This window comes from Paenibacillus sedimenti, from assembly GCF_014534655.1.
Lineage (GTDB): Bacteria > Bacillota > Bacilli > Paenibacillales > NBRC-103111 > Paenibacillus_E > Paenibacillus_E sedimenti.
Genome location: NZ_JACVVD010000003.1, coordinates 268,372 through 292,753, shown reverse-complemented (window position 1 = coordinate 292,753; position 24,382 = coordinate 268,372). Strand labels below are relative to the sequence as shown.

The window sequence follows — 24,382 nt, the reverse complement described above, 5'->3', positions numbered from 1 at the left end:
CTTCTGGGCTCTTGCATAGGATACATTACTACTTGCTGGGAGGTACGTCTATGAATAAGCGAAAAAGGTGGTCATTAGCTTTATCAGCCATACTGCTGCTTAGCGTGTTGCTATCGGCTTGCGGCACAAAACCTGCGGAGACGACTAAGGTTCGAATCGGTGAAGTCACGCGGTCGGTTTTTTATGCGCCTCAATATGTGGCGTTGTCGCAAGGATTTTTCAAGGATGAAGGATTGGATGTTGAACTGACGACGACCCCTGGAGGCGACAAAACGATGACGGCCTTGTTATCCGGCGGCATTGACGTTGCCCTTGTCGGTTCGGAAACATCAATTTATGTGTCGCAGCAAGGATCGGATGATCCTGTCATTAACTTCGCTCAGCTTACGCAAACCGATGGAACGTTTCTGGTTTCACGGAAAAAAGTCGATAACTTCGACTGGAACTCGCTCAAAGGCTCGGTATTCCTTGGACAAAGAAAAGGCGGCATGCCGCAAATGGCCGGTGAATTCACACTGAAGAAGCATAACATCAACCCGCAAAAAGATCTGCAGCTCATTCAAAATATCGAATTCGCTAATATCGTATCGGCCTATTCCTCCGGAACCGGCGAATATGTCCAGTTGTTTGAACCCCAAGCTTCCATCATTGAAAAAGAAGGTAAAGGCTACGTATTAGCTTCCTTCGGGGTAGAGAGCGGGCACTTGCCTTATACGGTCTTCATGACTAAACAAAGCTTTATCGACAAAAACCCGGTCACTGTTCAGAAATTCACAAACGCCGTTCAACGAGCGCAAAATTGGGTTCAAGCGAAAAGCGTGGATGAAATCGCGGCTGCGGTGCTGCCTTATTTTAAAGATACCGATATTGAAATTGTCAAAAACGTGATCAAACGTTACAAGGATCAAGGTTCATATGCAACAGATCCCATTGTTGATGAACAAGAATGGAATAACCTTTTGGATGTCATGACTTCCGCAGGGGAATTAAAGGCGAGAGTTGAATGGAAGAAGCTAGTGAATAACAGTTTTGCGGAGAAAGCCAAAAGCAACGTAAAACCATAGACCGACTTCCGGCGATGAGAATTACTAACTTGCAAAGCAGGTTTTCCTTACGGAAAATTTGAAGCCGATGCTTACGAAGCCAGTTTTCCTCACGGAAAACTTGAAGGGGGCACGAATATGAACGAAGCTGTGACAGTAGCGGACGTGACGCAAGTATACGTAACCGAGCAGCAGGCGACGCTCGCCATCCAGCAGATGAATTTCGTTATCCGGCGCGGCGAATTCGTCAGTTTAATCGGTCCAAGCGGCTGCGGAAAGACGACCATGTTGTCGATCATCGCCGGACTGATCGCGCCGACAGTCGGAACCGTCAAAGTGGCCGGAGAGCTGGTGTCGGGTCCTTCACCGCGTGTCGGTTATATGCTTCAGCAGGATTATCTGTTTCCTTGGCGAACGATCCTGGACAATGCCTCCATCGGACTTGAATTGCAGGGTTCTTTAACTGGGGAGAAGAAGCAGGCTGTGCTGCATCTATTAGATGAAATGGGATTGCTGCGGTTTAAAGATTATTATCCTTCACAGCTTTCGGGCGGCATGCGTCAAAGAGTCGCGCTTGTGCGCACCTTGGCTACGGATCCGGAAATTTTGCTGCTGGATGAACCTTTCTCCGCGCTCGATTATCGAACAAAACTGCAGCTGGAGGATCTGGTCATCGATACGCTTCGCGCCAAACAGAAGACGGCGCTGCTCGTTACGCACGATATTTCCGAGGCGATTGCCATGAGTGACCGCATCTTCGTGCTTGCGCCGAATCCGGGGAGGATTCATAAAGAATTCGTCATCCCTGAAGAGATTCGAGCTCCGCTGCCTTTTGAAGCGCGCGAAAAACCAGGTTTTCACACCTTATTCCGTGACATTTGGCAAGAATTTGGAGGCGACGCCGATGAATGAGAAGAAAGGCATGGTGCCGCACCAGAAGCCGCTTGCCGCAAATGAACTATCACAATATGTCCATCAACAGTTTGTATGGAGCGGGAAGAGGGAACTCCGCTATGTGCGGCTCGTGCAACTCGTCATTTTAGTTGTGTTTTTTGGCGTCTGGGAGCTCGCCGGCCGGTTGAAGTGGATCGATGTGCTGCTCTTCAGTTACCCGACAAAAGTGTTCAAGCTGCTATGGGATAAATTGCTCGACGGTTCGCTTCTCCCACATGTTGGTGCGACTGTCCTGGAAACCATCGTAGGTTTCGCGCTTGGCACGCTGCTCGGCACAGCGCTCGCCGTCATGATCTGGTGGTCGTCTTTCCTGGCGAAAGTGCTCGATCCCTATATTGTCGTTATCAACAGCATGCCCAAAGTGGCATTGGGGCCGCTTTTCATCGTCGGCCTTGGACCGGGGCTGCTTTCGATCATTGCAACGACGTTGTCAATAACCGTAATTATTACGACACTTGTTGTCTATGGCAGTTTTAAAGAGGTAGACGCCAACTATGTGAAAGTCGTGACTATTTTTGGAGGAAATAAGCGCAAGGTATTCCAAAAGGTTATACTCCCGGCATCCTTTCCCGCGATCGTGGCGACGCTGAAGGTGAATGTCGGCTTAGCCTGGGTTGGCGTCATCGTAGGCGAGTTTCTCGTATCGGAAATCGGCCTTGGGTATTTGATCATATACGGTTTTCAAGTATTCAACTTTACGCTCGTCATTTCGACTTTAATCGTCATAGCTCTCGTAGCAACCGTCATGTATCAAGCTGTGTCCGTACTGGAGAAAAAAATAACAAAGCATCGGTAAAAAACTTGCCACAAACTGCCTAATAATGAAATAATGAGCCCATAGGTTAAACCGGTAAAGAGGTGATATCGCTATGGGCATTCGTGTGCTCAAAACGGCCCTTGCGGTCGTCATCGCCATGTTTCTCGCTCAGCTGCTTGGGCTCAAAACACCTGCAGCAGCGGGACTTTTGGCGATACTTGGCGTCGAAGTAACAAAGAAGAAAGGAATTCGAAACTCCGTACAACGGATAGCAGCATCGATGTTAGCTCTTATCATTGGTTCTGCGATGTTTTGGGTATTCGGGTTTCAAGCTTGGGTTGTCGGACTATTTGTCATCGTTGTTTTCCCTGTTTTGCACCGATTGGGCATCAGCGAAGGAACTGTCACTGGAGCTGTCGTCATGTTCCATTTGTACGCCTACGAAACGGCTGCTCCTATGGCGATTCTTAATGAAATTGCGCTGCTTTTCGTAGGGTTAGGTACTGCGACATTAATCAATATCGCCTATATGCCAAAAGCTGATAAAACCATCGAAGCACACAAAAAGCGGGTTGAAGAGCTGTTTTCCGCTATTTTCGTGAAAATTGCCCAACATTTACGCGACAACTCGTTAGTCTGGGACGGCAAAGAACTGCTCGAAGCGGGAGAAGAGATTGAACGCGGTGCAGCGCTTGCAAATAGATCGATGGAAAATTCGCTTCTATTCGGAGGGGATCCTTATTGGCGGGTGTATTTCTATATGCGGGGCGAACAGTTAGATTCTATTCATCGTATGATTGGCTTGGTCGCTCAAGTATACCAGACACTCCCGCAAGGGGAACTCGTCGCGGCTATCTTTGAAGATTTGAGTCAATCTGTCAAAGAAGACTATTATACAGGTACAGCAGAGAAAGAGTTGCAAGAGCTGGATGAGCGGTATAAAGAGATGCCGCTTCCGGAGACCAGGGCTGAATTTGAGGTGAGATCGGCTATTTTGCAGCTGAATCGGGAGCTTATGCAGTGCTTATCCGTGGCGAAAAGGCAGAAGAAACAGCGTCCTGAAGCGGGTTGACTCTAAAAAATATTAAGTGTTTTAAAGTGTAAAAATAATTGTCACCCTAGACGAATGTCCTGCATACAATTGTAATGAATGATTGTATGGAGGAGGTTGAAAGGATGTCATTAAATAAAGATTTGCAGAGCAGAGAGATCATAACAAAAGCTGTCTGCGGTAAAGGTCGCAAATTTTCGCACGTAAGTCATACCGTGACTCCGCCCTTTTCTCCGACCAGTATATTGGGCGCTTGGATCATCAACAACCAGTTTGAGGCGATCCAATCCGGAGATGGCGTAGAAGTAGTTGGTACTTATGATATCAACATCTGGTATTCTTACGATCGCAACACCAAAACAGACGTCGCAAAAGAAACCGTTTCTTATGTAGAAATCGTACCTCTCAGTTATCTTGACAAAAAACATAAGTCGGCTACAGCCGAAGTTTCCGCTGTCGCAACGCAAGAACCGAACTGTGTGGAAGCCAGTATCTCTTCTAGCGGCGACAGCGTGGTCATCCGGGTGGAACGGGAGTTCCAAGTCGAGATGGTAGCCGAAACCAAAGTCTACGTCATTGTTAGCCCGTACGGACCCAATGATTTCGATGACAAGCATGTGGACTTCGATGACAGCGGCGATGGAGATTTCGAGGATCTGGACGCCGAGCTTCTCGAAGATGAATTGGATTAAGGAACCTTATACTCCAGTCTATGCTGGAGTTTTTGGTTCGGCAGAGGGCATTCGCCCTCTTTTTTGTTTATATTGATAATTTGGGCGTGAAGGAGCCATTCTCATGGAAGCTTTCTTGCTGCACGCACAGGAAAAAGAAGCGCTGGAGCTCGCAGGACTCATTCGAATCCCGAGCGGAACGATGCTTCCGGATGAATGGATGGGCCGTGTTGTTATTCATTGGGGGGCGGCGCATGATGAACTGCCGGGGGTACCCTCGCTGCAGCCGCTCAAAGCTGTTGTGAGAGCTCAGAAGCGGACTAGACGCGAAGAACTGCTCCGTCTTCATGGCATCAAGACGATGATCTCGCATACGGAGCGGGAAGTGCGGCCTACTTTTACGCATAAGTTCAAAGTCGCAGTTTTCCATTTGCAGGCACTGGCCGTCTACGAAAAGAAAGAGCCGTTGTTGGTGGCGGAGCCGACAATCTTGAATCAGAAAAATAAGCATCGTGATTCCGCCTATCGGGAAGTTGCTCCCGAGCTCGCCAGCTTTCACGTGCGCAGAGCCAGCCGCGAAGCCGTTAAAGCGATCTATGCGCTTGGACTGGATTATGGGCTTGTGACGGTTGGCGTTATCCCGTCGGGGCATACGCTTGTACTGGATGTGGATCCCGTTCCGAAGCTGAACGGGAGACTGACACAGCTGTTCGCGGAGGCGATAGACCGTTACGACGCAGCGCTCACAAAGGAGCTGCTCCGCAAGGAGCGTGCGATGCTCGGCAGCGACCCGGAGTTTCTGCTGCTCAGCCCGCAGGGCAAAGTCGTCTACGCCGACCGCTTCCTGACGCGGGACGGCGCCGTCGGCTGCGATGCCATCGTGCTCAGCGGGCATCGCCTGATCCTGCCGCTGGCGGAGCTGCGGCCGCAGCCGAGCGCAGACCCGCGCGAACTGGCGAGAAACCTGCATCATACGATGCAGCTCGCCGCGCGGGCGATTCCCGACGAGAGCCTCGCGTGGCTCTCGGGCGGCATGCCGGTGCGCGGGTACCCGCTCGGCGGACATATCCACTTCAGCCGCTGCTGGCTGAATGGGCATTTGCTGCGCGCGCTCGATAACTACCTCGCGCTGCCTTTGATCTTGATCGAGGGCGATACGACGCGCGACCGCCGCCCCCGGTACGGCTATCTCGGCGACTTCCGGCGCAAGTCGTACGGCGGCTTCGAATACCGCCCGCTCCCGAGCTGGATGCAGTCGCCGGACATCACGCGCGGCGTCTTCGCGCTCGCCTCGTTGATTGCCGATAACTACTGGCTGCTGCCATGGCGTCCTTTGCAGGAGCCGGATGTGCAATCAGCCTATTATCGGGGGGATAAGCAGGCGCTGAAGCCGGTAGTCGCGAGGCTCTGGCACGAGCTTTCGCAGCTTAAAGCCTACGGCTTATATGCGTCCATGCTGGACCGTCTGCGGGCGCGTATCGAGACCATGGAACCTTGGAACGAACGCGAAGATATCCGCAAAGCATGGAAAATTGCACCCTATCACCGCAAGGAAGCTATTGAACCGCAATTCATGTTATAATAGAGAGCATACTACGGATAGTCGCTATAACAAATCCAATCACAGCATGCACAACTGCAATGTTCAAACGTTAACGGGAAAAACTGGAGCTAATTTCGAACTCGAAGCCCGTACGGGCCTATTTACTTGGAAAACCTCCCGCTAAAATAGTGGGAACATAGATTTTTTAACTATATTCATTAAATTACCTGTAGAATTTCCAGCTAAATGACGAACTCCTCTTAAAACTGCCGAATTAGATGGAGGTTTTCCAGTTAAACTTCATCGTTTCCGACTGGAAATGTTGGATTAAGCCTGTTTTTCAGCGTTAACTTGCACGGTAAGTCTTGTGCTCGACCATTAACGCTGGAAGACAGTGTTAACACACTTTACCCGTGCCCCGAGCTTGGCCATGGCAGTTTCTTTTTGCGTACAAGAGAAAGATAGATTGATAGATTCGTACATAACTATATGTGGTTGGAGGAACGAACAGGATTATGGCCCAATACACGCCGATGATTCAGCAATACTTGGCCGTGAAGGCGCAAGTCCCGGATGCTTTTTTGTTTTTCCGTCTGGGTGATTTCTATGAAATGTTTTTCGAGGATGCGATTAACGCGTCGCGAGAGCTCGAGATTACATTAACCGGCCGGGAGGGCGGCGCGGAAGAACGCATCCCCATGTGCGGGGTGCCTTACCATTCCGCTGAAAATTACATGTCCCGGTTGATTGAAAAAGGATATAAGGTCGCGATCTGCGAGCAAGTCGAGGATCCATCCGAAGCTAAAGGCGTTGTGCGCCGCGAAATCGTCCGCATTGTGACGCCGGGCACGGTCATGGACAGTAAGCTGCTGGGTGAAACTAGCAACAACTATATCGTTTCGCTCGTGAATAAGGAAGAAGGCTATGCGTTCACGGCGTGTGACATTTCTACCGGGGAGTTGTATACGACGCTTCTCCCGGATTCATGGGAGCTTGTCATGGATGAGCTGAATGTGTACAGCCCATCCGAAATTATTACGGACAAGCAGCTTTTGGCTACGATTCGGGAGAGCAGCCCGACCTGGAGCCGCAATACGGTGATGACCGAGTGGACGCAGGCGGACGAAAAACTGCTGGCGGAGCATTTTGCCGAAGATGAAGCGCTGCCTGCCCTATCCGGCTTAAACCGCCAAGGGGTCGCGCTCCTGTTGGCTTATCTGAAAGAAACACAAAAAAGAGCCTTGACTCACGTCAAGCATATCCGGGTGTACCAGCCCGATCAATTTATGACGATGGATCCTTTCACGCGCAGAAATCTGGAGCTTACGGAAACGGTTCGCGAACGCGCGAAAAAAGGTTCGCTGCTCTGGCTGCTCGATAAAACCGTAACCGCGATGGGCGCGCGCATGCTGCGCCGCTGGATTGAAAAGCCGCTAATGAGCGTATCCCGCATCCAGGAGCGACAGGAAGCCGTGGATCTGCTCTATAACCAGTTGATCGTCCGTGAGGATGTGAAACAAGCGCTCAAGGAAGTGTACGACCTTGAACGTCTGGTTGCCCGAATCTCGTACGGGAACGCCAATGCCCGCGATATGGTTGCATTAAAGCATTCCTTGCAGCAAGTGCCCTTGCTGCAGGAAGTGTGCGCTGCCTCCGGTTCGGAGACGCTCCGCAAGCTGGTTCAGGGTATGGACGCTTGCGAAGATGTGATGTCATGGATTGCGAGCTCCATCGTGGACGAGCCTCCGGTCTCGATTCGAGACGGCGGCATGATCCGGGAAGGCTACCAGCCTTACCTCGATCAGCTTCGTGAGGCGAGTACCAACGGCAAGCAGTGGATTGCCGAGCTGGAGCGGCAAGAGCGGGAAGCGACAGGCATCAAGTCGCTGAAAATCGGCTACAACAAAGTGTTCGGCTACTTTATTGAGGTGACCAAAGCGAACATGGCTTCGCTTCCGGAGGGCCGCTACGAGCGCAAGCAAACCCTTGCGAACGCGGAGCGCTACGTGACGCCGGAGCTCAAAGAAAAAGAAGCGCTCATTCTTGAAGCGCAGGATAAAATGGTCGATTTGGAATATGAGCTGTTTACCGAGCTGCGCGACCGGATTTCCCGGCATATTTCCAGATTGCAGAAGCTGGCGGAAGTGATCGCTACCGCCGATGTGTACCAGTCGATGGCCGCTGTCAGCGCCGCCCAGCACTACCGCAAGCCGGAGATCGGCGAAGGCTTCGATCTCCACATCGAAGAAGGCCGCCATCCGGTCGTCGAGGCGGTCATTCAGGACGGCTCGTTCATCGCGAACGAAACGAGCCTGGAAGACGCGCAGGGCCGCATTCTACTCATTACCGGGCCGAATATGGCCGGTAAATCTACTTATATGCGGCAGGTAGCCGTGATCTGCCTGATGGCGCAGATAGGCTGCTTTGTGCCTGCCAGGTCCGCGCGTATCCCGATCATCGATCGGATTTTCACGCGGATCGGTGCGGCCGATGACCTGATCGGCGGGCAGAGCACGTTCATGGTCGAGATGATGGACATTCAGGTGATGACCGAGAAAGCGACTAGCAAAAGTCTCGTCATCATCGATGAATTGGGCCGCGGCACCTCGACCGGCGAGGGCATGGCGATCGCGCAGGCGGTCATTGAGTTCCTTCATGACCGGATCGGCTGTAAAACGCTTGTCTCTACGCATTTTCACGAACTTGCGCATCTGGAAGAAAGCCTCGCACATCTGCGCAACCACTGCATGGCAGTCAAAGAAAGCGGCAGGCAGGTCACCTTCCTGCGCAAGCTGATCCGCGGGGCAGCGAGTACGAGCTACGGCATCTATTGTGCCGAGATCGCCGGGCTGCCCGAGACGATCATTCAGCGCTCCTATGAGCTGCTGAACGGGTTTGAAGAGCGGGCGGCGGGAGCTGCGCAAATCGCCGCCACCGCCGAGCGGCCGCGCGTGTCCCAGCCGGCCGTAGCCGCAGCTGCCGCGATTGAGCCGGCAGCTGAGATCCGGCAGCTGTCCCTCTTCGAGGAGGACAGTCCTGCCCATGCCGTCAAGAAGAAACTTGACGGCAAATCTCAGCTGGTGCTCGACCAGCTGAAGGGCATCGATTTGATCAACATGACGCCTCTCCAGGCGCTTAATTTGGTATACGAATGGAAACAAAAGCTGCAATAGGCGGCACTATCAGTTTACGAAGCTGGTTTTCTAAAGAAAACTCTAAGGAGAGACAAGCATGAACCAACAACCCAAAATGAAAACAATGAAAGTTACATTAGCGCTTGCCTCAGCTCTTATGACCGTGCTTCCAGTCAGCGCCATGGCGCAGGAAGATTTGCAAACGCAGCAAGTCAGAGAAATTATCGGCAAGCTGCATGTAAGCGGTGTGTCCGAAGAAGCCTTGGCTAACCAATCGATTAAGCAGATGGTGGATGGACTCAAGGATCCTTATACCGTCTTTTTCAGCGAAGAGGAATACAGCCAATTTAGCAGTACTTTGGAAAATAATTATGTAGGAATGGGCGCTCGCATCGGTCTGGATGACAAAGGTGTCTATATAAGCGAGGTATTCGCGGGATCGGCAGCTGAAAGCGCTGGATTGCAGCGGGACGATTACATTGTTGCTGTTGACGGTACGGCTGTTGACCCTAAATCAACCGATTCCGCCAGAAGCAAAATTATCGGAGAAGCCGGCACCAAGACGAAAGTCACCGTACTGCGCGGCGGTAAAGAACTGACTGTGGAACTTATCCGTAAAGCCGTGAATGTGCCTGAAGTTTACGGCAAAAGCTTTACGAATGGCGTCGGCTACATTCAAATCACGGACTTTTCCAGCGATGCAGACGAAGATTTCGATAAGCAGCTTTCGGATTTGAAAACTAAAGGACTTAAGGCATTAATTCTGGATGTTCGCAATAATCCGGGCGGACTCGTGGACACAGCGCGTAACATTGCGAGTCATTTTGTTAAAGAAGGCGTTTTGATTCATACGAAAGACCGTAACGGCATCGATGAGGCCGTTCCTATTACAGGCGGATCGGAACTATCCGTTCCAGTATATATTTTAGCCAATGAGTACAGCGCAAGCGCTTCGGAGGTATTATCCGGCGCCCTGCAGGATTATAACGCGGGCAAGGTAATCGGGATGCAAACTTATGGTAAAGGCAGCGTTCAGCAGCTCTATCAGCTGGATGGCGGTTCTGCGCTCAAAGTTACCATTGAAGAGTATTTGACGCCAAAAATGCGCAAAGTGAATAAAGTGGGCATTACGCCTGACGTTAAGGTGGACGGCTCGGCGGCTCAGCTCATTACTGCGCTTCATATGTCGGGAATCTCCGATATCCATGTAGAAATATCCAAACACGCAATCAAGTATAACGGCGTCGAAATGGGCAGCGTCCTGGGCACTTTCCGTGAAAATGGGCATTTGTACGCGAATACACGTGCTTTAGCAGCCCTGGTGGGCGCTAATATCACTTGGAATGATACCGACCGTACGGTTGATATTACCGATGCAAAGGGTACACAGGCAATTCCGGTTGAATCGGACAAGCTCATCATCGATAACGGAACAAGCTACGTGAATGTGGATGTTTTTGATGACCTCTTCCCGCAGCTGAAAGTGAATGATCAGGGAGAGAATGTTTCCATTCGAGCTGTAAAGGGGAACTAAGAGATGGGTAAAATACAGCTCTTAAGCGAGCATATCGCCAACCAGATCGCGGCAGGGGAAGTGGTGGAACGCCCTTCCTCCGTTGTGAAAGAGCTTGTCGAGAACTCCGTAGATGCGGGAAGCACACGGATTGACGTGACCATTGAAGAGGGCGGTTTGCAGCTCATACGTGTGACGGATAATGGCTCCGGGATGGAGCCTGCGGATTGCGAGCTGGCTTTTCAACGACATGCGACAAGCAAAATATCGACGAGCAAGGATCTGTTCTCGATTCGTACATTGGGTTTTCGCGGAGAGGCGCTTCCCAGTATTGCGTCGGTCTCCCGTTTGGAGTGTGTCACAAGCTCCGTAAATGACGGACTTGGCCGCAAGATTGCCATAGAAGGCGGAACGATTCGCACAGTCGAGGAAACCGCCGCTTCACGAGGGACGGAAGTGACCGTTCGGGAGCTTTTTTTCAATACGCCGGCCCGCCTGAAATATATGAAAACGATCCAGACGGAGCTCGGTCACATCTCCGATTATTTGTACAGATTGGCTTTGGCCCACCCAGGCATCGCCTTCTCGCTCAAGCATAACGGCAATCTGCTACTGCAGACGCTCGGCAACGGAGATTTGCTTCAAGTCATCGCCGGCATCTATGGGACGGCGGTCGGCAAGCAAATGCTGCCGATCCAGGCGGAAAGCTTGGATTATGCGATTTCGGGCTTCATCGCGAAGCCCGAGATGACCCGCGCGAATCGGAGCGCGATCTCGACTATAGTCAACGGACGTTATGTGCGCAATTTCGCGCTGAATCAAGCCCTGCTGCAGGGCTACCATACGCTGCTGCCGATCAATCGCTTTCCGGTGGCCGTGCTGCAAATTGTCATGGACCCCTCATTGGTCGACGTGAATGTGCATCCCGCGAAGCTGGAAGTTCGTTTCAGCAAAGAGGCCGAGCTTACAGCATTGATTGAATCCGAAGTGAAGCGTTTCCTGGGTAAGCAGGTATTGATCCCCCAAGGGAATAAGCTTGCATCTCCCAAAGGCGCTTACGTACAGGAACAGATGGAACTCACACGCGCCGTAGATTCTGCATCTATACAGCCGGAACGCGGGGCAACTGCATCGCAAGCGGCCATGTCAAACCGGACGGCGTTCTCTGAGCCTGCTTCTTCGCCGGTCGCTGCTCCTCCACCATCGCCGGGATCGCAGAGCATGAACTTGCACGTAAAAGAAGCCCTGCCTGCGTATACGGTAAGAGAAGCTGAGCGAGATAGTCAGCGCAGCTCCCAACCGGCTTCATATTCTTCGTCGCGTTCATCGCCTGTGCCGCAGACGAATGTATATGCTTCCAACGGCTTAAGAAGCGTATCGATGCAGCAGCAGCGCAAAGCAAACGAAGCTTTCATGGAACTCTTGCCTGCAAGTGAAGACAGCGATGCGCCGAAGCTTCCGTCTTTTCCGAGATTAGACCCTATCGGCCAGATGCACGGCACCTATCTAGTCGCGCAAAATGAAGCAGGATTGTATCTGATTGATCAGCATGCCGCTCATGAGCGGATTAACTATGAATATTATTACGAAAGATTTGGCAATCCTGCTGAGGCAAGCCAAGAATTGCTTGTGCCGATTACGCTGGAGTTTACGCCCGCCGAAGCAGGCCTTATCGCAGATAAGCTGTCTCTGTTCGAGCAAGCAGGCGTATATATGGAAGCATTTGGCGGCAATACGTTTATCGTTCGCGCTCATCCCCACTGGTTCCCGGGCGGTGAAGAAAAAGGAATCGTCGAAGAAATGTGCGAGTGGGTGCTCGGCGAGAAGAAGACCGTCGACATCGCCAAGCTGAGAGAGAAAGCGGCTATAATGTGTTCCTGCAAAGCTTCCATCAAGGCCAACCAAGGCCTCAGCATCCTTGAGATGGAAACTCTGATCGACCGGCTTGCGAGCTGCCGCAATCCTTACACGTGCCCGCATGGCCGTCCGATTGTTGTCAGTTTCACTACCTATGAGCTGGAAAAAATGTTTAAGCGAGTGATGTAATTCCGTGTTAGTCACAACATCTTATAGCCCGTCCCCGGAGCTGGTGGACAAAGCAAGTCGTCTTGCAGCCGACTATGGGGGGAGAATGGTTCCCCGACGAAGAGATTCATTGCAGCAAATCAGGAAAAAATTTACAGGAGATTCGCTTCTGCTTGTGACGAAGGAAGAGATCAGGTACTATGAAGGAGATATCCCTGCGCATTTTTTCCATCCGAGCATGGCGCTCGTTCGCATCAAACGTATGCTGAGAGGCGAATCGGACCTGCTGATCGACGTTTCCGGTGCAGCGAGGGGAGATGTCGTCGTTGATTGTACGGCGGGACTGGCGTCGGATGCGATTGTTTTCTCGTTTGCAGTAGGTGCAGCCGGGAGCGTCACTGCACTTGAAAGTGAGAAAGTTCCCGCGATGCTGATCCGGGAAGGCTTGTCTGTCTACGAATCGGAGATCCCTGAGCTTAATGAGGCGATGAGGCGCATTGCGGTCAGGCAGATCCGTCATACCGATTATTTGCAGCAGCTGGAGACGAAAAGCGTGGACATCGTGTACTTCGATCCGATGTTCCGGCATCCGATCGAGGAATCCAGCTCGATTTCTCCGCTCAGGCAAAATGCGAATGCTGAAGCCGTCAGCCTAGAGGCGATCGCTGAGGCTAGGCGCGTTGCACGCAAGAGCATTGTGCTCAAGGAGCACAGGGATAGCAAGGAGTTCGACCGCCTGGGGTTCGAACATGTCCTTCGTTCAACTACGAAAACAACCTATGGAGTGATTCGATTGTGTTAGAAGCGTTGGCCAAGCCGAAATTACTCGTACTTCTCGGTCCTACAGCTGTTGGTAAAACAAAGCTGAGTCTGGATATCGCTCAGCAGTTTCAATGTGAAATTATTTCCGGCGATTCCATGCAGGTTTATCGCGGCATGGATATCGGAACGGCCAAGGCGAGCAAAGCGGAGCAGGAACTCGTACCGCATCATTTGATCGATATTCATGATCCTTCCTATCCGTTCTCTGCTGCCGAGTTTCAAGAGCGCGTGCGGAATCTCATTACAGATATTCATGCGCGGGGAAAGCTGCCTTTTATTGTGGGAGGAACAGGACTTTATATCGAATCGGTCTGTTACAATTATCAATTTACCGACGTCGGCATGGATGAAGCGTTCCGCAATGAGCAGGAGGCTTATGCGATCCAGCATGGGGATGAAGCGCTGCACCTTAAGCTGCGCGACATCGATCCGGAAAGTGCGGACCGGCTTCATGCGAATGACCGCCGTCGCGTGATTCGGGCACTTGAGGTTTTCCGTGTATCCGGGCAAACATTTTCAGAGCATTTGGCCGCCCAGAAAAAAGAGTCGCCTTACGAACTATGTATAATAGGACTAACGATGGATCGGGCGCTGCTTTACCAGCGCATTGAAGAGCGGATCGACGCGATGATGGAGGAAGGGCTAATCGAGGAAGTGAAGTCAGTTCTCGACTCGGGATGCCCCAAGAACGCGATTTCCATGCAAGCGCTGGGCTACAAAGAAATCGTCCGCTATTTAGATGGAGAGCTCTCATTGGAAGAGGCTGTCACGCTGCTAAAGCGCGATACAAGGCGATTTGCCAAGCGCCAGCTATCCTGGTTCCGGCATATGAAAGACATTTATTGGGTGGATGTAACGGATTCAGCAAATTTTTCTGCCCATTTCCAAATGATTAGTGATATAATAGCAGGAAAGTTTGTACATAAAATTGAATATAATCAACAACAATGATCATTGAAAATAGCGCCGTGCGGCGAACGTTTCATTCCATTAAGGGGGACCTACTGATGAACAAATCCATTAATATCCAAGACAATTTTCTTAATCAACTTCGCAAAGAAAGCATTCCCGTAACCGTATACTTAACTAATGGGTTTCAAATCAGAGGTCTTATTCGCGCTTTCGATAACTTCACGATCATTATTGACAGTGAAGGCCGTCAGCAAATGGTGTACAAACACGCGATTTCCACGTTTACACCGCAAAGATCCGTGTCGCTTATGGCGGCAGCAGAAGCATCGGAATAATCCGTTCGCTGGATGTTTTTGCAACTTTTTAGTTTGTCAAACCGTCTAACCGAATAGAAACGAATGGAGCAACCTTGCATATAAGGTTGTTCTTTTGTTGGTAAGACATAGAGAATGAACTGCGAGGGAGTCGGTGAACTTGGGGAAACAGGCGAATACGAAGCCGCAAGGCAGCAGCAAAGGTTCAAAGAAGAAACGATTGAATTTTCGCAAATTAATCTTTGGCTCGATCATCGCCACGATTCTGGCTATCATTTGTGCAATGGGCATTTATATTATCGTTATTATGAGCGGGTTTAGCATTTTGGATCAAAATATCGACAAGATCAATACGACGGCCGAATCAACACTCATATATGCCCAAGAAGAAGGCAAGGATAAGAATGGTAAAGACCTGCCGCCAATCGAGATTGCCAAACTCTACAAAGGCGGTGAAAACCGCGAAAGCGTAAGTATTAAAGACGTTCCAGAGCGTTTGCAGCAAGCGTTCATTGCCACTGAGGACCGCCGGTTTGAGCAGCATGCAGGAGTCGACTTTTGGGCTATTGGCCGCGCGTTGGTGAAGGACGTCATGCATATGAGCGCGGTAGAGGGCGGAAGTACGATTACGCAGCAGTTAGCCAAAAACGTATTCTTAAGCTCTGAAAAGACGATATTCCGTAAAGGTACGGAAATGTCGATCGCATTTGCCTTGGACCAACGGTTTACCAAGGGTGAGATTTTAGAAAAATATTTAAACCGTATTTTCTTCGGAAGCAATGCCTACGGCATAAAAGCTGCCGCCAAAGTCTATTTTGGCAAATCGAATCTGAGTGATTTGAAGCTTTGGGAGATGGCCACGCTAGCCGCGTTGCCAAAAGCGCCTTCGCGATACTCACCGTTAAAAAATCCGGATCTATCTAAAGAGCGAAGAGGCGTTGTGCTTCGATTAATGACGGATCAGGGGTATATTACGGAAGCCGAGCGCGCTGAAGCGGCAGCAGTTGATTATGTTCCGCCTGCATCGGCCAGCCAAGGCAGCAAAGAATACGCAACGTTCGTTGATTACGTGACCAATGAAGCTGAGGATATGTATGGCATTAACGAAGACGAATTGCTCACTAAAGGCTATCGAATCTACACAACGATGAATCCGAAAGCTCAGCAGATCATGGAGCAAACCTATGCCAATGCAAGCTTGTTCCAAAAGGACGCGTCGGATGGTCAAAAAATCCAGAGTTCCATGGTTATTGTCGATAATAAAACCGGCGGATTGGTTGCGATGATCGGGGGCCGGGATTATCAGCCTAAAGGCTTTAGCCGCGTATATGCCAAAAGGCAGCCAGGCTCGGCGTTTAAGCCGATTGCTGCATATGGTCCGGCTCTGGAAAGCGGCAAATATACGCCTTATTCCATGATGGATGATACGCAAACAACATTCGGCAACGGTACTTATGCGCCTCGCAACTACGATAGGACTACTCACGGTCAGGTAACCATGTTCGAAGCTGTGAAAAAGTCTTACAACTTGGCGCCAGTTTGGCTATTGGATCAAATGGGTGCAAAGGCCGGCATGGAGTTTGCCGATAAATTAGGCATCAAACTGAATGCGCAAAAAGACCGCAACCTAGCCATCGCCTTGGGCGGTCTAACCGACGGGGTATCTCCTTTGGAGATGGCTACGGCCTACAGCGCATTCGCCAACCAAGGTATGCTCAATAAAGCGCACGCGATTCTAAGGATCGTAGATGCACAGGGGAAAGAAATTCATGCGTATAAACCAGAGAAGAAGCAAGCCATTTCGCCTAAAACGGCCTATTATATGACACTGCTGCTGCAAGGCGTCGTCGAGCCGGGAGGTACGGGGACGAAAGCGAAATTCAATCGCCCGGTAGCCGGCAAAACGGGAACGACGGGACTTGATATCAAAGGCCTTGAAAAATACGACAGGGACGTCTGGTTTGTCGGTTATACACCGGAGTGGACGGCGGCCGTATGGGAGGGTTTCGACAAGGTCGATTCCAAGCACTATGTAACGATCGGCAGCGGCAGCCCGTCCGCGATTTTCATGAACGTCATGTCCAAAGCGCTTGAAGGAAGGCCGGTCACGAATTTTGTGAAGCCGGATAATGTGCCCGATCTGACCGAACCGCCTAAAGGTATCTCCGATTTGGCGGCTGCGTATGTGCCTGAGACCAAGTCGGTCAAACTGACATGGACATCTCAAGGCGATAAAATCGCCTATAAGTTGTACCGCAAAAGCTCGAAGGAGACTGAGGCCAAACTGCTTATTCAAGCGCCAAATGCGGAAGTCAACGATACAACTGTAAATAGTGGCGAAACCTATCAGTACTATGTGACACCTGTTAACCTGGAGTCTAATTTAGAAGGTGCTCAATCGAATATGGTGAACATTGAGATCCCTAAGGACGAAGCGCAGCTATCTCCATCACCGTCGCCTTCCGTGTCGCCTTCGCCATCTCCGGGCAATGGCAAGGATCAAACTTCACCTTCACCATCGCCGCCACCGGGTTCAAAACCGACGACATCGCCGACGAATAGCGGGAAACCTAACGATGGCAAAGGCGGCTCGGGGGTAAGCCCAAGTCCTAGTCCAAGTCCAAGTCCGTCACCGGCGAATAATCCTGCTCAAGGCAATGCGAATAAGACAAATCAGGGCAGTACGCAAGACAACATTCAAGACGGAATCATAACAACGATTCCTAAGATCCAATAAAGATCACCTTACCGCTCATACGCGGTGGGGACTACATATCAACACACCTGCTACGGAGGATGAAATTTATTATGAATCGGAAATATTCGAAGCTGCTTCCCCTTACTTTACTTGCAATGACCGTACTCATCTCTGCCTGCGGCAATAAACCGGCCGAAATTGCCGGCGGCACGGCTTCGCCCAAGAGTGGCGCTGAACCTGCTGCTGCGGCTTCGCCAAATGCGCCTAAACAATGGAGCAAGGCGCCTGACATGTCGATTGACCCGAACAAATCGTATCAAGCCGAGGTTACGACGTCTAAGGGTACCTTTACGATTGACCTTTTTGCGAAGGAAGCCCCAAAGACGGTAAATAACTTTGTGTTCTTGTCCAAAGAGGGCTTTTACAACAATGTCACGTTCCACCGGATTATCAAAACATTCATGATTCAAACCGGTGACCCGCTTGGAACGGGGAGGGGCGGTCCCGGTTATAAATTTGAAGATGAGCTCAAAACGTCGCACAAATATGAACCGGGCATCGTAGCGATGGCGAATTCCGGCAAGAACACGAATGGCAGCCAATTTTTCATCTGTTCGGGTGGGGATTGCGCTAATCTGAACCAAATTCCGCATTACACGATTTTCGGCAAAGTTACTGACGAAGGCATGGCGACGATCGCTAAAATCGCGGATACGCCTGTGCAAATGAATCCTAATGGCGGAGATTCGTCTCCAAGTATGCCGAAAGAGAAAGTAACCATCAATTCAATTACGATTAAAGAAAAATAGAAGCTTTATTCCATATTAGGAAGGACGCCTGCATGAAACAGCCTTGTTTATTGTTCCACGGGTTTACCGGCGGTCCCTTTGAGGTGGAACCGCTGGCGCAGCATTTGCAGGAGCGAGGGCAGCCTTGCGATCTGCCCCGATTGCCGTGGCACGGTGAAGACGATCAAGCGTTGAAGACTTCACGTTGGGAAGATTGGGTTGTAGCTGCAGAGCAACACGCAGACCGAATGACGCAGCAATACGGTTCTTTTGATTTAGTCGGCTTTTCCATGGGCGGTCTGTTGGCCGCCTATTTGGCTGTCCGTTACCCGGTGCGCAAGCTTGTGCTGTTGAATACAGCGGTCATCTATATTAGCCCGGCACGTCTGCTGCATGTCATTCGAGAGGACTGGAAAAATCAAGATCAGGATTATTTGCAAAAGGCGAAATCAACCCCGTTAAGAGCCACGTGGCAGTTCACAAGGTTAGTACGGCATCTGAAGCCTGAAATAGGTAAAGTAACAGTGCCTACACTAATCGCTCAAGCGGAGAGAGACCAAGTCATCCATCCGCAAAGCGCAAGGTACATTTATAGAAAGCTGGGAGGCTATAGGGAGTTGTATTGGTATCCAAAGTCCAAGCATCTCATATGCCATAGTGAAGATGCAGAGACTTTATTTGAACATGTGAGTACATTCCTGGAAGAGGAGTAAAGGGAGAAGGACAATGAAAACGCAGCTGAATCCGAATCAACGTCACATCTCCCGTAAGCCGAGAAATCGCGCTCGTTCCGGTAAAATTAACCGGATTTTGAGTTTCTTACGTCGCTTGTTCCAACTGCTGCTCGTCGTTTTCGTAATAGGTATCGGGTGGATTGTTTATATCCAGTGGAAAGTGCAGCGAGCCCCTGATCAAGTTCTTCCAAAGCAGGTAGATGTGGGTATCGTATTGGGAGCATCCCTGCGCAAGGATATACCGAGTCCTGGGCTGCAGGAACGTCTCGATCTGGCGGTAAAGCTTTACGGGCAGGGGAAATTTCAGCGCGTCATCGTCTCCGGCGGTCTGGACCATAACGGGTCCAAATTGACGGAAGCAGAAGGGATGCGCAATTATCTGGTCAAAAAAGGAATCCCGCAAAATCGGATATTGCTCGAGCCTCGGGCTACAAGCACGTATGAGAATTTGCTTTATAGCAAGCAAATCATGGACGAGCACGGGCTTGTCAGCTCGATCATCGTGACGCATCAATTCCATGGTTCACGCTCCCTGGACATAGCGGAAACCATCGGTTTAAAGGAGCCGATCGTGTCGTCCACAAAATCGGAAGTACTGTTCATGCCTTACCATGAAGCGCGAGAAACGCTCGCGTATACGAAGTGGGAATGGACGAAGATGCTGTTGAAAGCAGGTTTATGAGAAAACGAATGGTTGATTGATAAACAAATGGGGCTGTCCCTCAGGTCTTTTCAGACCTAATGAGACAGTCCCATTTGTTTTCCTTGTTGGCATAGTTACATACTGCTATCCGTTTACGATCGTGCCGCCGTTCACGTGCAGGATCTGGCCAGCCATGTACGACGAGTCCTCGCAGGCGAGGAAGACATAGCTCGGGGCCAGCTCCTTCGGCTGTCCCGCTCGTTTCATCGGCGTATCCGAGCCGAATACGGCAACTTCCTCCGCCGTGAACGTAGAAGGGATGAGTGGTGTCCAGATCGGACCTGGCGCCACACCGTTGACGCGAATGCCTCGCGGGTTAAGCTGTAGCGACAGCGAGCGGGTGAACGCAACAATAGCACCTTTGGTGGAGGCGTAGTCGATTAGCTGCTCATGGCCGTGATATGCGGTGATGGAAGCTGTATTAATAATGGCGCTTCCCGGCTTCAGATGCGGAAGCGCGGCTTTTGTCAAATAAAAGAAGGAGAACAGATTCGTACGGAAAGTTCGCTCCAACTGTTCCGCTGTAATGTTCTCTATGCTGGCCTGCGGGTGCTGCTCGGCTGCATTGTTCACCAAAATATCCAGCTTGCCGAACTGTTTCACGGCTTGATCGATAATCTGCTTGCAGAAGCTCTCATCGCCGATATCGCCAGCCGCATGCAGGCATTTACGGCCTTCTGCTTCCACCTGGCGATGCGTCTCTTCCGCATCGCCGTGTTCGTTCAAGTACACGAGAACGACATCCGCGCCTTCTTTGGCATATGCAATCGCAACCGCACGGCCGATACCGCTGTCACCTCCGGTGATGAGCGCGACTTTATCTTTTAGCTTGCCGGCCGCTTTGTACTGCGCATCTTCAAAAACCGGTCGCGGATTCATTTGCGACTCAATGCCTGGCTGCTGGTTCTGCTGCTGGGCCGGGAAGACCGGCTTCGTTGGTGTAGCTGTTGCCATGGGAAAAAGCTCCTTTCATCCTAAAAGATTCCCTGTTAGGATGATGCAAGAACCTACAAATCATACTTAATACGGTAATGATAGCCATAAAGCGCCTGGTAGCCCAGTTTTTCATATAAATTCACTGCGGGCTTATTGTCGGCAATGACTTGCAGATATTGCTTCGTTGCCCCTTGTTCCAGACTCCAAGCGGTGAGCGCATGCATCAGCGAGTAACCAAGACCTTGTCCGCGGCAAGCCTCGCTTACGACGACGTTGACAAAACCTGCCCAGCCATCCTCTAGAATAGCAGTGGCTGCAGCCACCGTTTCTCCGTCCTGCAAAAGTCGAACAAATCCTTTGGGTTCCGGCATCCTTTCAAACAAACCGGTATAAAATGATAATCGCGTCTCTGGGAATTGTTCCAGTTGCAGAAATGCTTCGATCCAAGCAGCATCAGCTTGTTGCGTCCAGACTGTATCAACTGACGCAGGACCCTTGAGCAGCGCAGCTTGCAGCGCCTTCTCTCGAACTTCCTGACTGTTCGCAGTCATGAAGAGGCAGGGAGTGTCTGCTATATACCCGTTATCGGCAAGGAATTTATCCAACCCGTCAGGTGAAGCGCCGCTAACATGAAAAATGGACGGTAAGCCACGTTCCTTATAATACTTTTCTGCTTTCTGCGGCCATGCGGGGTCCTTAGGGTATTCGCCGATGGCGAGCACACTGTTTGCCCGTTTGGTCACCCCTTGAGATTCGCGTAACAGCCAGTTATCCAGAGCGTCGGTTGATTCAGCGGGCCAAGTACGCGCGGCTATCTCATCCATCTCAACAAAATGGGTGCGGTTTAGGTTCATGTCATCTTCTTCCCCTCTATGAAAGTAAATAATATAAATAAATATACATATTTATGAATAAAAATACAATCATTTCACGTTGTAAAAGTGGAAAAAAATTGCACTTTATTGTAAGCTGTGATTACCATTGATGCAAGTGATTGCGGGAGGGACATAACTTTGGAAATTAGTATACGTACGGCAAAAGCAGAAGATTACGATGCTGTGAATGCAATCATCCGGTTCGGTCAGGAAGAGCATGCCGATGCACTCCCGCATGTGTTCGCTAAGTTGGATCGCGTTGTTGCTATGGGGTGGTTCCGCAGCTACTCGGACCAGAACACTAAAGTCATTCTTGTTGCCGAGTACGAGACGAGAATCGTTGGAGTCGCCATGCTGGAGCTGAAAAAGAGCCCGCCTTACGAAGCCCTAGTACCACGCACTTATGCGTACATGAACGAACTGGCTGTCGATCCCGCTTATCAAAGGCAAGGCATCGGCACTATGCTGTATGCGGCTTCCTTGCAATGGGCGAAGAATCGTCAAGCTTCATCTTTGGAGTTGAACGTTTGGGAATTTAATAGTCGTGCAATCGCCTTTTATCAATCTTTAGGGATGTCTACTTTAAACCGAACGATGACGATCCCAATATAATCATAATGAAGGAGAGTACAAGCATGCTGTTTATACATAACGAAGGCATTACAGACCCTAGAGTGAATTTGGCTATTGAAGAGTACGCACTTAGGCGGCTGCCTATGAATGAGAGCTATTTGCTCTTCTACCACATAAGAAAGTTTAACTTCGTTAAAGCACTAAAGTGCTTAACAAACTTTCCTATTGGCGATAAAAACTTTCGCTAAACGCGGTCGCTCATCTTCGAAAGGACATCGATAGACGTTTTTCTCATATCAACGAGCCGTCCGAGCAAGGGCTTTAACTCCGAGATTGAGAATGTTGTAATGGCATTAAAGGTTAATGCCGATAAAATTCAGTCCAAAGGCATTAAATCCATTCGCAGCAGAGTTGCCAAGCTTCGAGGTGCGCGATATGAAGAGTTTGCTATTCGTGAACGTTTAGCCGGAATCGAGCTTCGCCGTTACTTTGGAGCGCTGGATCCGAAAGCTTTTGTGGCTTTGCTGCTATTCACTTAACTAAGGAGCGGGGGAAGTACCGATGACGAAGTTGTATTTGATCAGGCACGGGGAAACGGAATGGAATATAGAGCACAGATTGCAAGGACATTCGGATTCGCCGCTGTCGCCACTAGGGAGAATGCAGGCGTTGTGGCTCTCGGAAGCGCTTGAAGATGTGCCATTCGATGTGATTTGCGCAAGCAGCAGCGGTCGCACCCTCCAAACGGCAACTATCGTTAAAGGCAGGCGCGCGCTGCCGATTATCTCATCCGATGATTGGATGGAGATGAATCTTGGTGCCTGGGAAGGCCGCATTGCGGAAGAAATCAAGCAGGAAGATAAGGACAATTTCCACGCATTCTGGAACGAGCCGCACCGGTATATGCCTGCATCAGGTGAGTCCTACCAGGACTTGCTAGCGAGAGTTCTGCCCGCGCTGGAGCGGTTGCTGGTTGAACATGCAGGTAAAACGATTTGTCTCGTTTCACATTCCGTTACATTGAAAGTGATCATGGCTCATTTCGAGCAAAGAGAGCTCGCCGAATTATGGAATCCGCCATATTTTCATCCTACATGCTTAAGTATGGTCGAGTGGAAAGATGGCAATCAGCGAATCGTGCTTCATGGGGATACATCGCATTTTCGAAATGAGGATGCATTCGGATTCTAACAAAAATCCTGATTTCCCGGGAAAGCGCAGGAATTGACAAGAAATGCGATGAAATGAGGCTTAAGAAGATGCAAGGTTATAAAGGCAAAGTTGCCGTTATTACAGGAGCAGCCAATGGAATTGGCCGTGATTAGGGGGAGAGCGGAATTGAACGCTATTCAAAAAAGAATCGAAGAACTGTATCGATATGTCCCAAGCTTACAGAAACCAGCTGATTTATCCAGCTACTGGGAGAAAGTGCTGGCAGAAGAAGAAAAGCCGTTGCTAATGGAACTTCTTCCTGTGAATACGGCGATGAACCTTGTTCGCGCCTACAAACTCATTTATGAAGGATATGCGCAGACACCTATACACAGCTGGTATCTAGTTCCGGAAGTAGGTGCGAATCAGCCTTTGCCATGCATCGTTATGTTTCACGGCTATACAGGCTCCAAAGGTGAGCCTGAAGACTACGCGGCTTGGCTGCTGATGGGTTACGCCGTGCTGGCGATCGATATACGCGGTCAAAGCGGAGAGACGGGCAACAGCCTGCCACAAACATATGGCATGACCAAGGGCTGGATAACCCAGGGCATTCTCGATCCGCAAAGCTGCTACTATAAAGCTCTGGCCATCGATGCGATCCGGGCCATTCACTGCGCTAAGCAGCAGCCGGAGGTTGATAGCGGCCGCATCATTGCCATGGGCGTCTCGCAGGGAGGAGGCTTGGCACTGCTTACCGGGGCATTGGAAACGAGTGTTCGTATGGTGGTAGCCGCTATTCCGAACATGTGTCACATGGACTTTGGCTTGTTCAACTCGACCGGCTCGCTAACCGAGATCGCACAGTTCGTCAGCCATGCTCAGGGGCGCTTGGACAGTGTGCTGTCGACGCTTAGCTATTTTGATATTGTGAATCTGGCCGACCGTATCAAGATGCCAGTCTGGATGTCGGTAGGTCTCAAGGATACGGTATGTTTGCCGGAGACCGTTTTTGCCGCTTATCAAGCGATAGTCTCCAAAGAAAAGGAGCTCCAAATCAATCCTTTTTTGGGTCATGAAACCGTGCGGGGTCATGCGGCAATAGTGAATACGTTTATTCAGCAGCATTTGGGATAAGTTGTAACTCGCGTCTGCTAAGAAATCATAAAGAGTTGCCTATACGC

General features: G+C 50.4%; 21 protein-coding genes and 1 pseudogene. 20 read left to right on the top strand and 2 right to left on the bottom strand.

The window, feature by feature from the left end; translation table 11 throughout:
- Positions 1-50: 50 nt before the first annotated feature.
- The 16 genes from ICC18_RS09990 (at position 51) to ICC18_RS09915 (ending at position 19,641) form a co-directional block, all read left to right on the top strand.
- Complete coding sequence (locus tag ICC18_RS09990) at positions 51-1,064, top strand: ABC transporter substrate-binding protein (protein WP_188174252.1); 1,014 nt, start codon at positions 51-53, stop codon at positions 1,062-1,064.
- 117 nt (positions 1,065-1,181) lie between these two features.
- On the top strand, positions 1,182-1,955 hold the full coding sequence (locus ICC18_RS09985) for an ABC transporter ATP-binding protein (protein ID WP_188174251.1): 774 nt from the start codon (positions 1,182-1,184) through the stop codon (positions 1,953-1,955).
- Positions 1,948-2,793, top strand: coding sequence for an ABC transporter permease (locus ICC18_RS09980; protein WP_223192463.1), 846 nt, complete (start codon positions 1,948-1,950; stop codon positions 2,791-2,793). The genes ICC18_RS09985 and ICC18_RS09980 overlap by 8 nt, the downstream gene beginning before the upstream one ends.
- 73 nt (positions 2,794-2,866) lie before the next feature.
- Positions 2,867-3,826, top strand: a complete 960-nt coding sequence (locus ICC18_RS09975; RefSeq protein WP_188174250.1) for an aromatic acid exporter family protein — start codon at positions 2,867-2,869, stop codon at positions 3,824-3,826.
- A 104-nt stretch (positions 3,827-3,930) separates the two neighbouring features.
- The gene (locus ICC18_RS09970) at positions 3,931-4,497 is read left to right on the top strand and encodes an outer spore coat protein CotE (protein ID WP_188174249.1); all 567 of its coding nucleotides are present in this window, start codon (positions 3,931-3,933) and stop codon (positions 4,495-4,497) included.
- Positions 4,498-4,600: 103 nt separating this feature from the next.
- On the top strand, positions 4,601-6,058 hold the full coding sequence (locus ICC18_RS09965) for a putative amidoligase domain-containing protein (RefSeq protein WP_188174248.1): 1,458 nt from the start codon (positions 4,601-4,603) through the stop codon (positions 6,056-6,058).
- Between the two features lie 476 nt (positions 6,059-6,534).
- Positions 6,535-9,192 carry a DNA mismatch repair protein MutS gene (mutS, locus tag ICC18_RS09960; protein ID WP_188174247.1) on the top strand — a complete coding sequence of 886 codons (2,658 nt, stop codon included), beginning with the start codon at positions 6,535-6,537 and terminating at the stop codon, positions 9,190-9,192.
- A gap of 58 nt (positions 9,193-9,250) precedes the next feature.
- On the top strand, positions 9,251-10,687 hold the full coding sequence (locus tag ICC18_RS09955; protein ID WP_188174246.1) for a S41 family peptidase: 1,437 nt from the start codon (positions 9,251-9,253) through the stop codon (positions 10,685-10,687).
- A 3-nt stretch (positions 10,688-10,690) separates the two neighbouring features.
- A complete protein-coding gene (gene mutL / locus ICC18_RS09950; RefSeq protein ID WP_188174245.1) occupies positions 10,691-12,712 on the top strand; it encodes a DNA mismatch repair endonuclease MutL in 2,022 nt (673 codons plus the stop codon).
- Positions 12,713-12,716: 4 nt separating this feature from the next.
- Positions 12,717-13,493, top strand: a complete 777-nt coding sequence (locus ICC18_RS09945; protein ID WP_188174244.1) for a class I SAM-dependent methyltransferase — start codon at positions 12,717-12,719, stop codon at positions 13,491-13,493.
- Complete coding sequence (gene miaA / locus ICC18_RS09940) at positions 13,487-14,464, top strand: tRNA (adenosine(37)-N6)-dimethylallyltransferase MiaA (protein ID WP_188174243.1); 978 nt, start codon at positions 13,487-13,489, stop codon at positions 14,462-14,464. Before ICC18_RS09945 ends, miaA begins: the two co-directional genes overlap by 7 nt.
- Positions 14,465-14,520: 56 nt before the next feature.
- Positions 14,521-14,760 carry an RNA chaperone Hfq gene (gene hfq, locus ICC18_RS09935; protein WP_163945453.1) on the top strand — a complete coding sequence of 80 codons (240 nt, stop codon included), beginning with the start codon at positions 14,521-14,523 and terminating at the stop codon, positions 14,758-14,760.
- Positions 14,761-14,899: 139 nt separating this feature from the next.
- Positions 14,900-17,476, top strand: coding sequence for a transglycosylase domain-containing protein (locus tag ICC18_RS09930; RefSeq protein WP_188174242.1), 2,577 nt, complete (start codon positions 14,900-14,902; stop codon positions 17,474-17,476).
- Positions 17,477-17,547: 71 nt separating this feature from the next.
- Complete coding sequence (locus tag ICC18_RS09925; RefSeq protein WP_188174241.1) at positions 17,548-18,246, top strand: peptidylprolyl isomerase; 699 nt, start codon at positions 17,548-17,550, stop codon at positions 18,244-18,246.
- 32 nt (positions 18,247-18,278) lie between these two features.
- On the top strand, positions 18,279-18,938 hold the full coding sequence (locus tag ICC18_RS09920; RefSeq protein ID WP_188174240.1) for an alpha/beta hydrolase: 660 nt from the start codon (positions 18,279-18,281) through the stop codon (positions 18,936-18,938).
- A gap of 13 nt (positions 18,939-18,951) precedes the next feature.
- Positions 18,952-19,641 carry a YdcF family protein gene (locus tag ICC18_RS09915; RefSeq protein ID WP_188174239.1) on the top strand — a complete coding sequence of 230 codons (690 nt, stop codon included), beginning with the start codon at positions 18,952-18,954 and terminating at the stop codon, positions 19,639-19,641.
- A 105-nt stretch (positions 19,642-19,746) separates the two neighbouring features.
- Here the strand turns inward: ICC18_RS09915 and ICC18_RS09910 are convergent, their stop codons facing one another.
- Both ICC18_RS09910 and ICC18_RS09905 read right to left on the bottom strand, forming a co-directional pair.
- Entirely contained in the window at positions 19,747-20,616 is an 870-nt protein-coding gene (locus ICC18_RS09910) for an SDR family oxidoreductase (RefSeq protein ID WP_188174238.1), read from the bottom strand.
- Between the two features lie 53 nt (positions 20,617-20,669).
- Positions 20,670-21,452: a GNAT family N-acetyltransferase gene (locus ICC18_RS09905; RefSeq protein WP_188174237.1), complete on the bottom strand. Its 783-nt coding sequence runs from the start codon at positions 21,450-21,452 to the stop codon at positions 20,670-20,672.
- 159 nt (positions 21,453-21,611) lie between these two features.
- On the opposite strand from ICC18_RS09905, the gene ICC18_RS09900 reads away from it, so the two are divergent.
- The 4 genes and pseudogenes from ICC18_RS09900 to ICC18_RS09885 all read left to right on the top strand — a co-directional run bounded on the left by ICC18_RS09900 (position 21,612) and on the right by ICC18_RS09885 (position 24,335).
- On the top strand, positions 21,612-22,085 hold the full coding sequence (locus ICC18_RS09900) for a GNAT family N-acetyltransferase (RefSeq protein WP_188174236.1): 474 nt from the start codon (positions 21,612-21,614) through the stop codon (positions 22,083-22,085).
- Between the two features lie 281 nt (positions 22,086-22,366).
- A pseudogene (locus tag ICC18_RS09895) lies at positions 22,367-22,585 on the top strand (lipoate protein ligase C-terminal domain-containing protein); the annotation flags it as partial.
- Positions 22,586-22,607: 22 nt separating this feature from the next.
- A complete protein-coding gene (locus tag ICC18_RS09890; RefSeq protein WP_188174234.1) occupies positions 22,608-23,237 on the top strand; it encodes a histidine phosphatase family protein in 630 nt (209 codons plus the stop codon).
- 147 nt (positions 23,238-23,384) lie between these two features.
- Complete coding sequence (locus tag ICC18_RS09885) at positions 23,385-24,335, top strand: acetylxylan esterase (protein ID WP_188174233.1); 951 nt, start codon at positions 23,385-23,387, stop codon at positions 24,333-24,335.
- Positions 24,336-24,382: the final 47 nt, after the last annotated feature.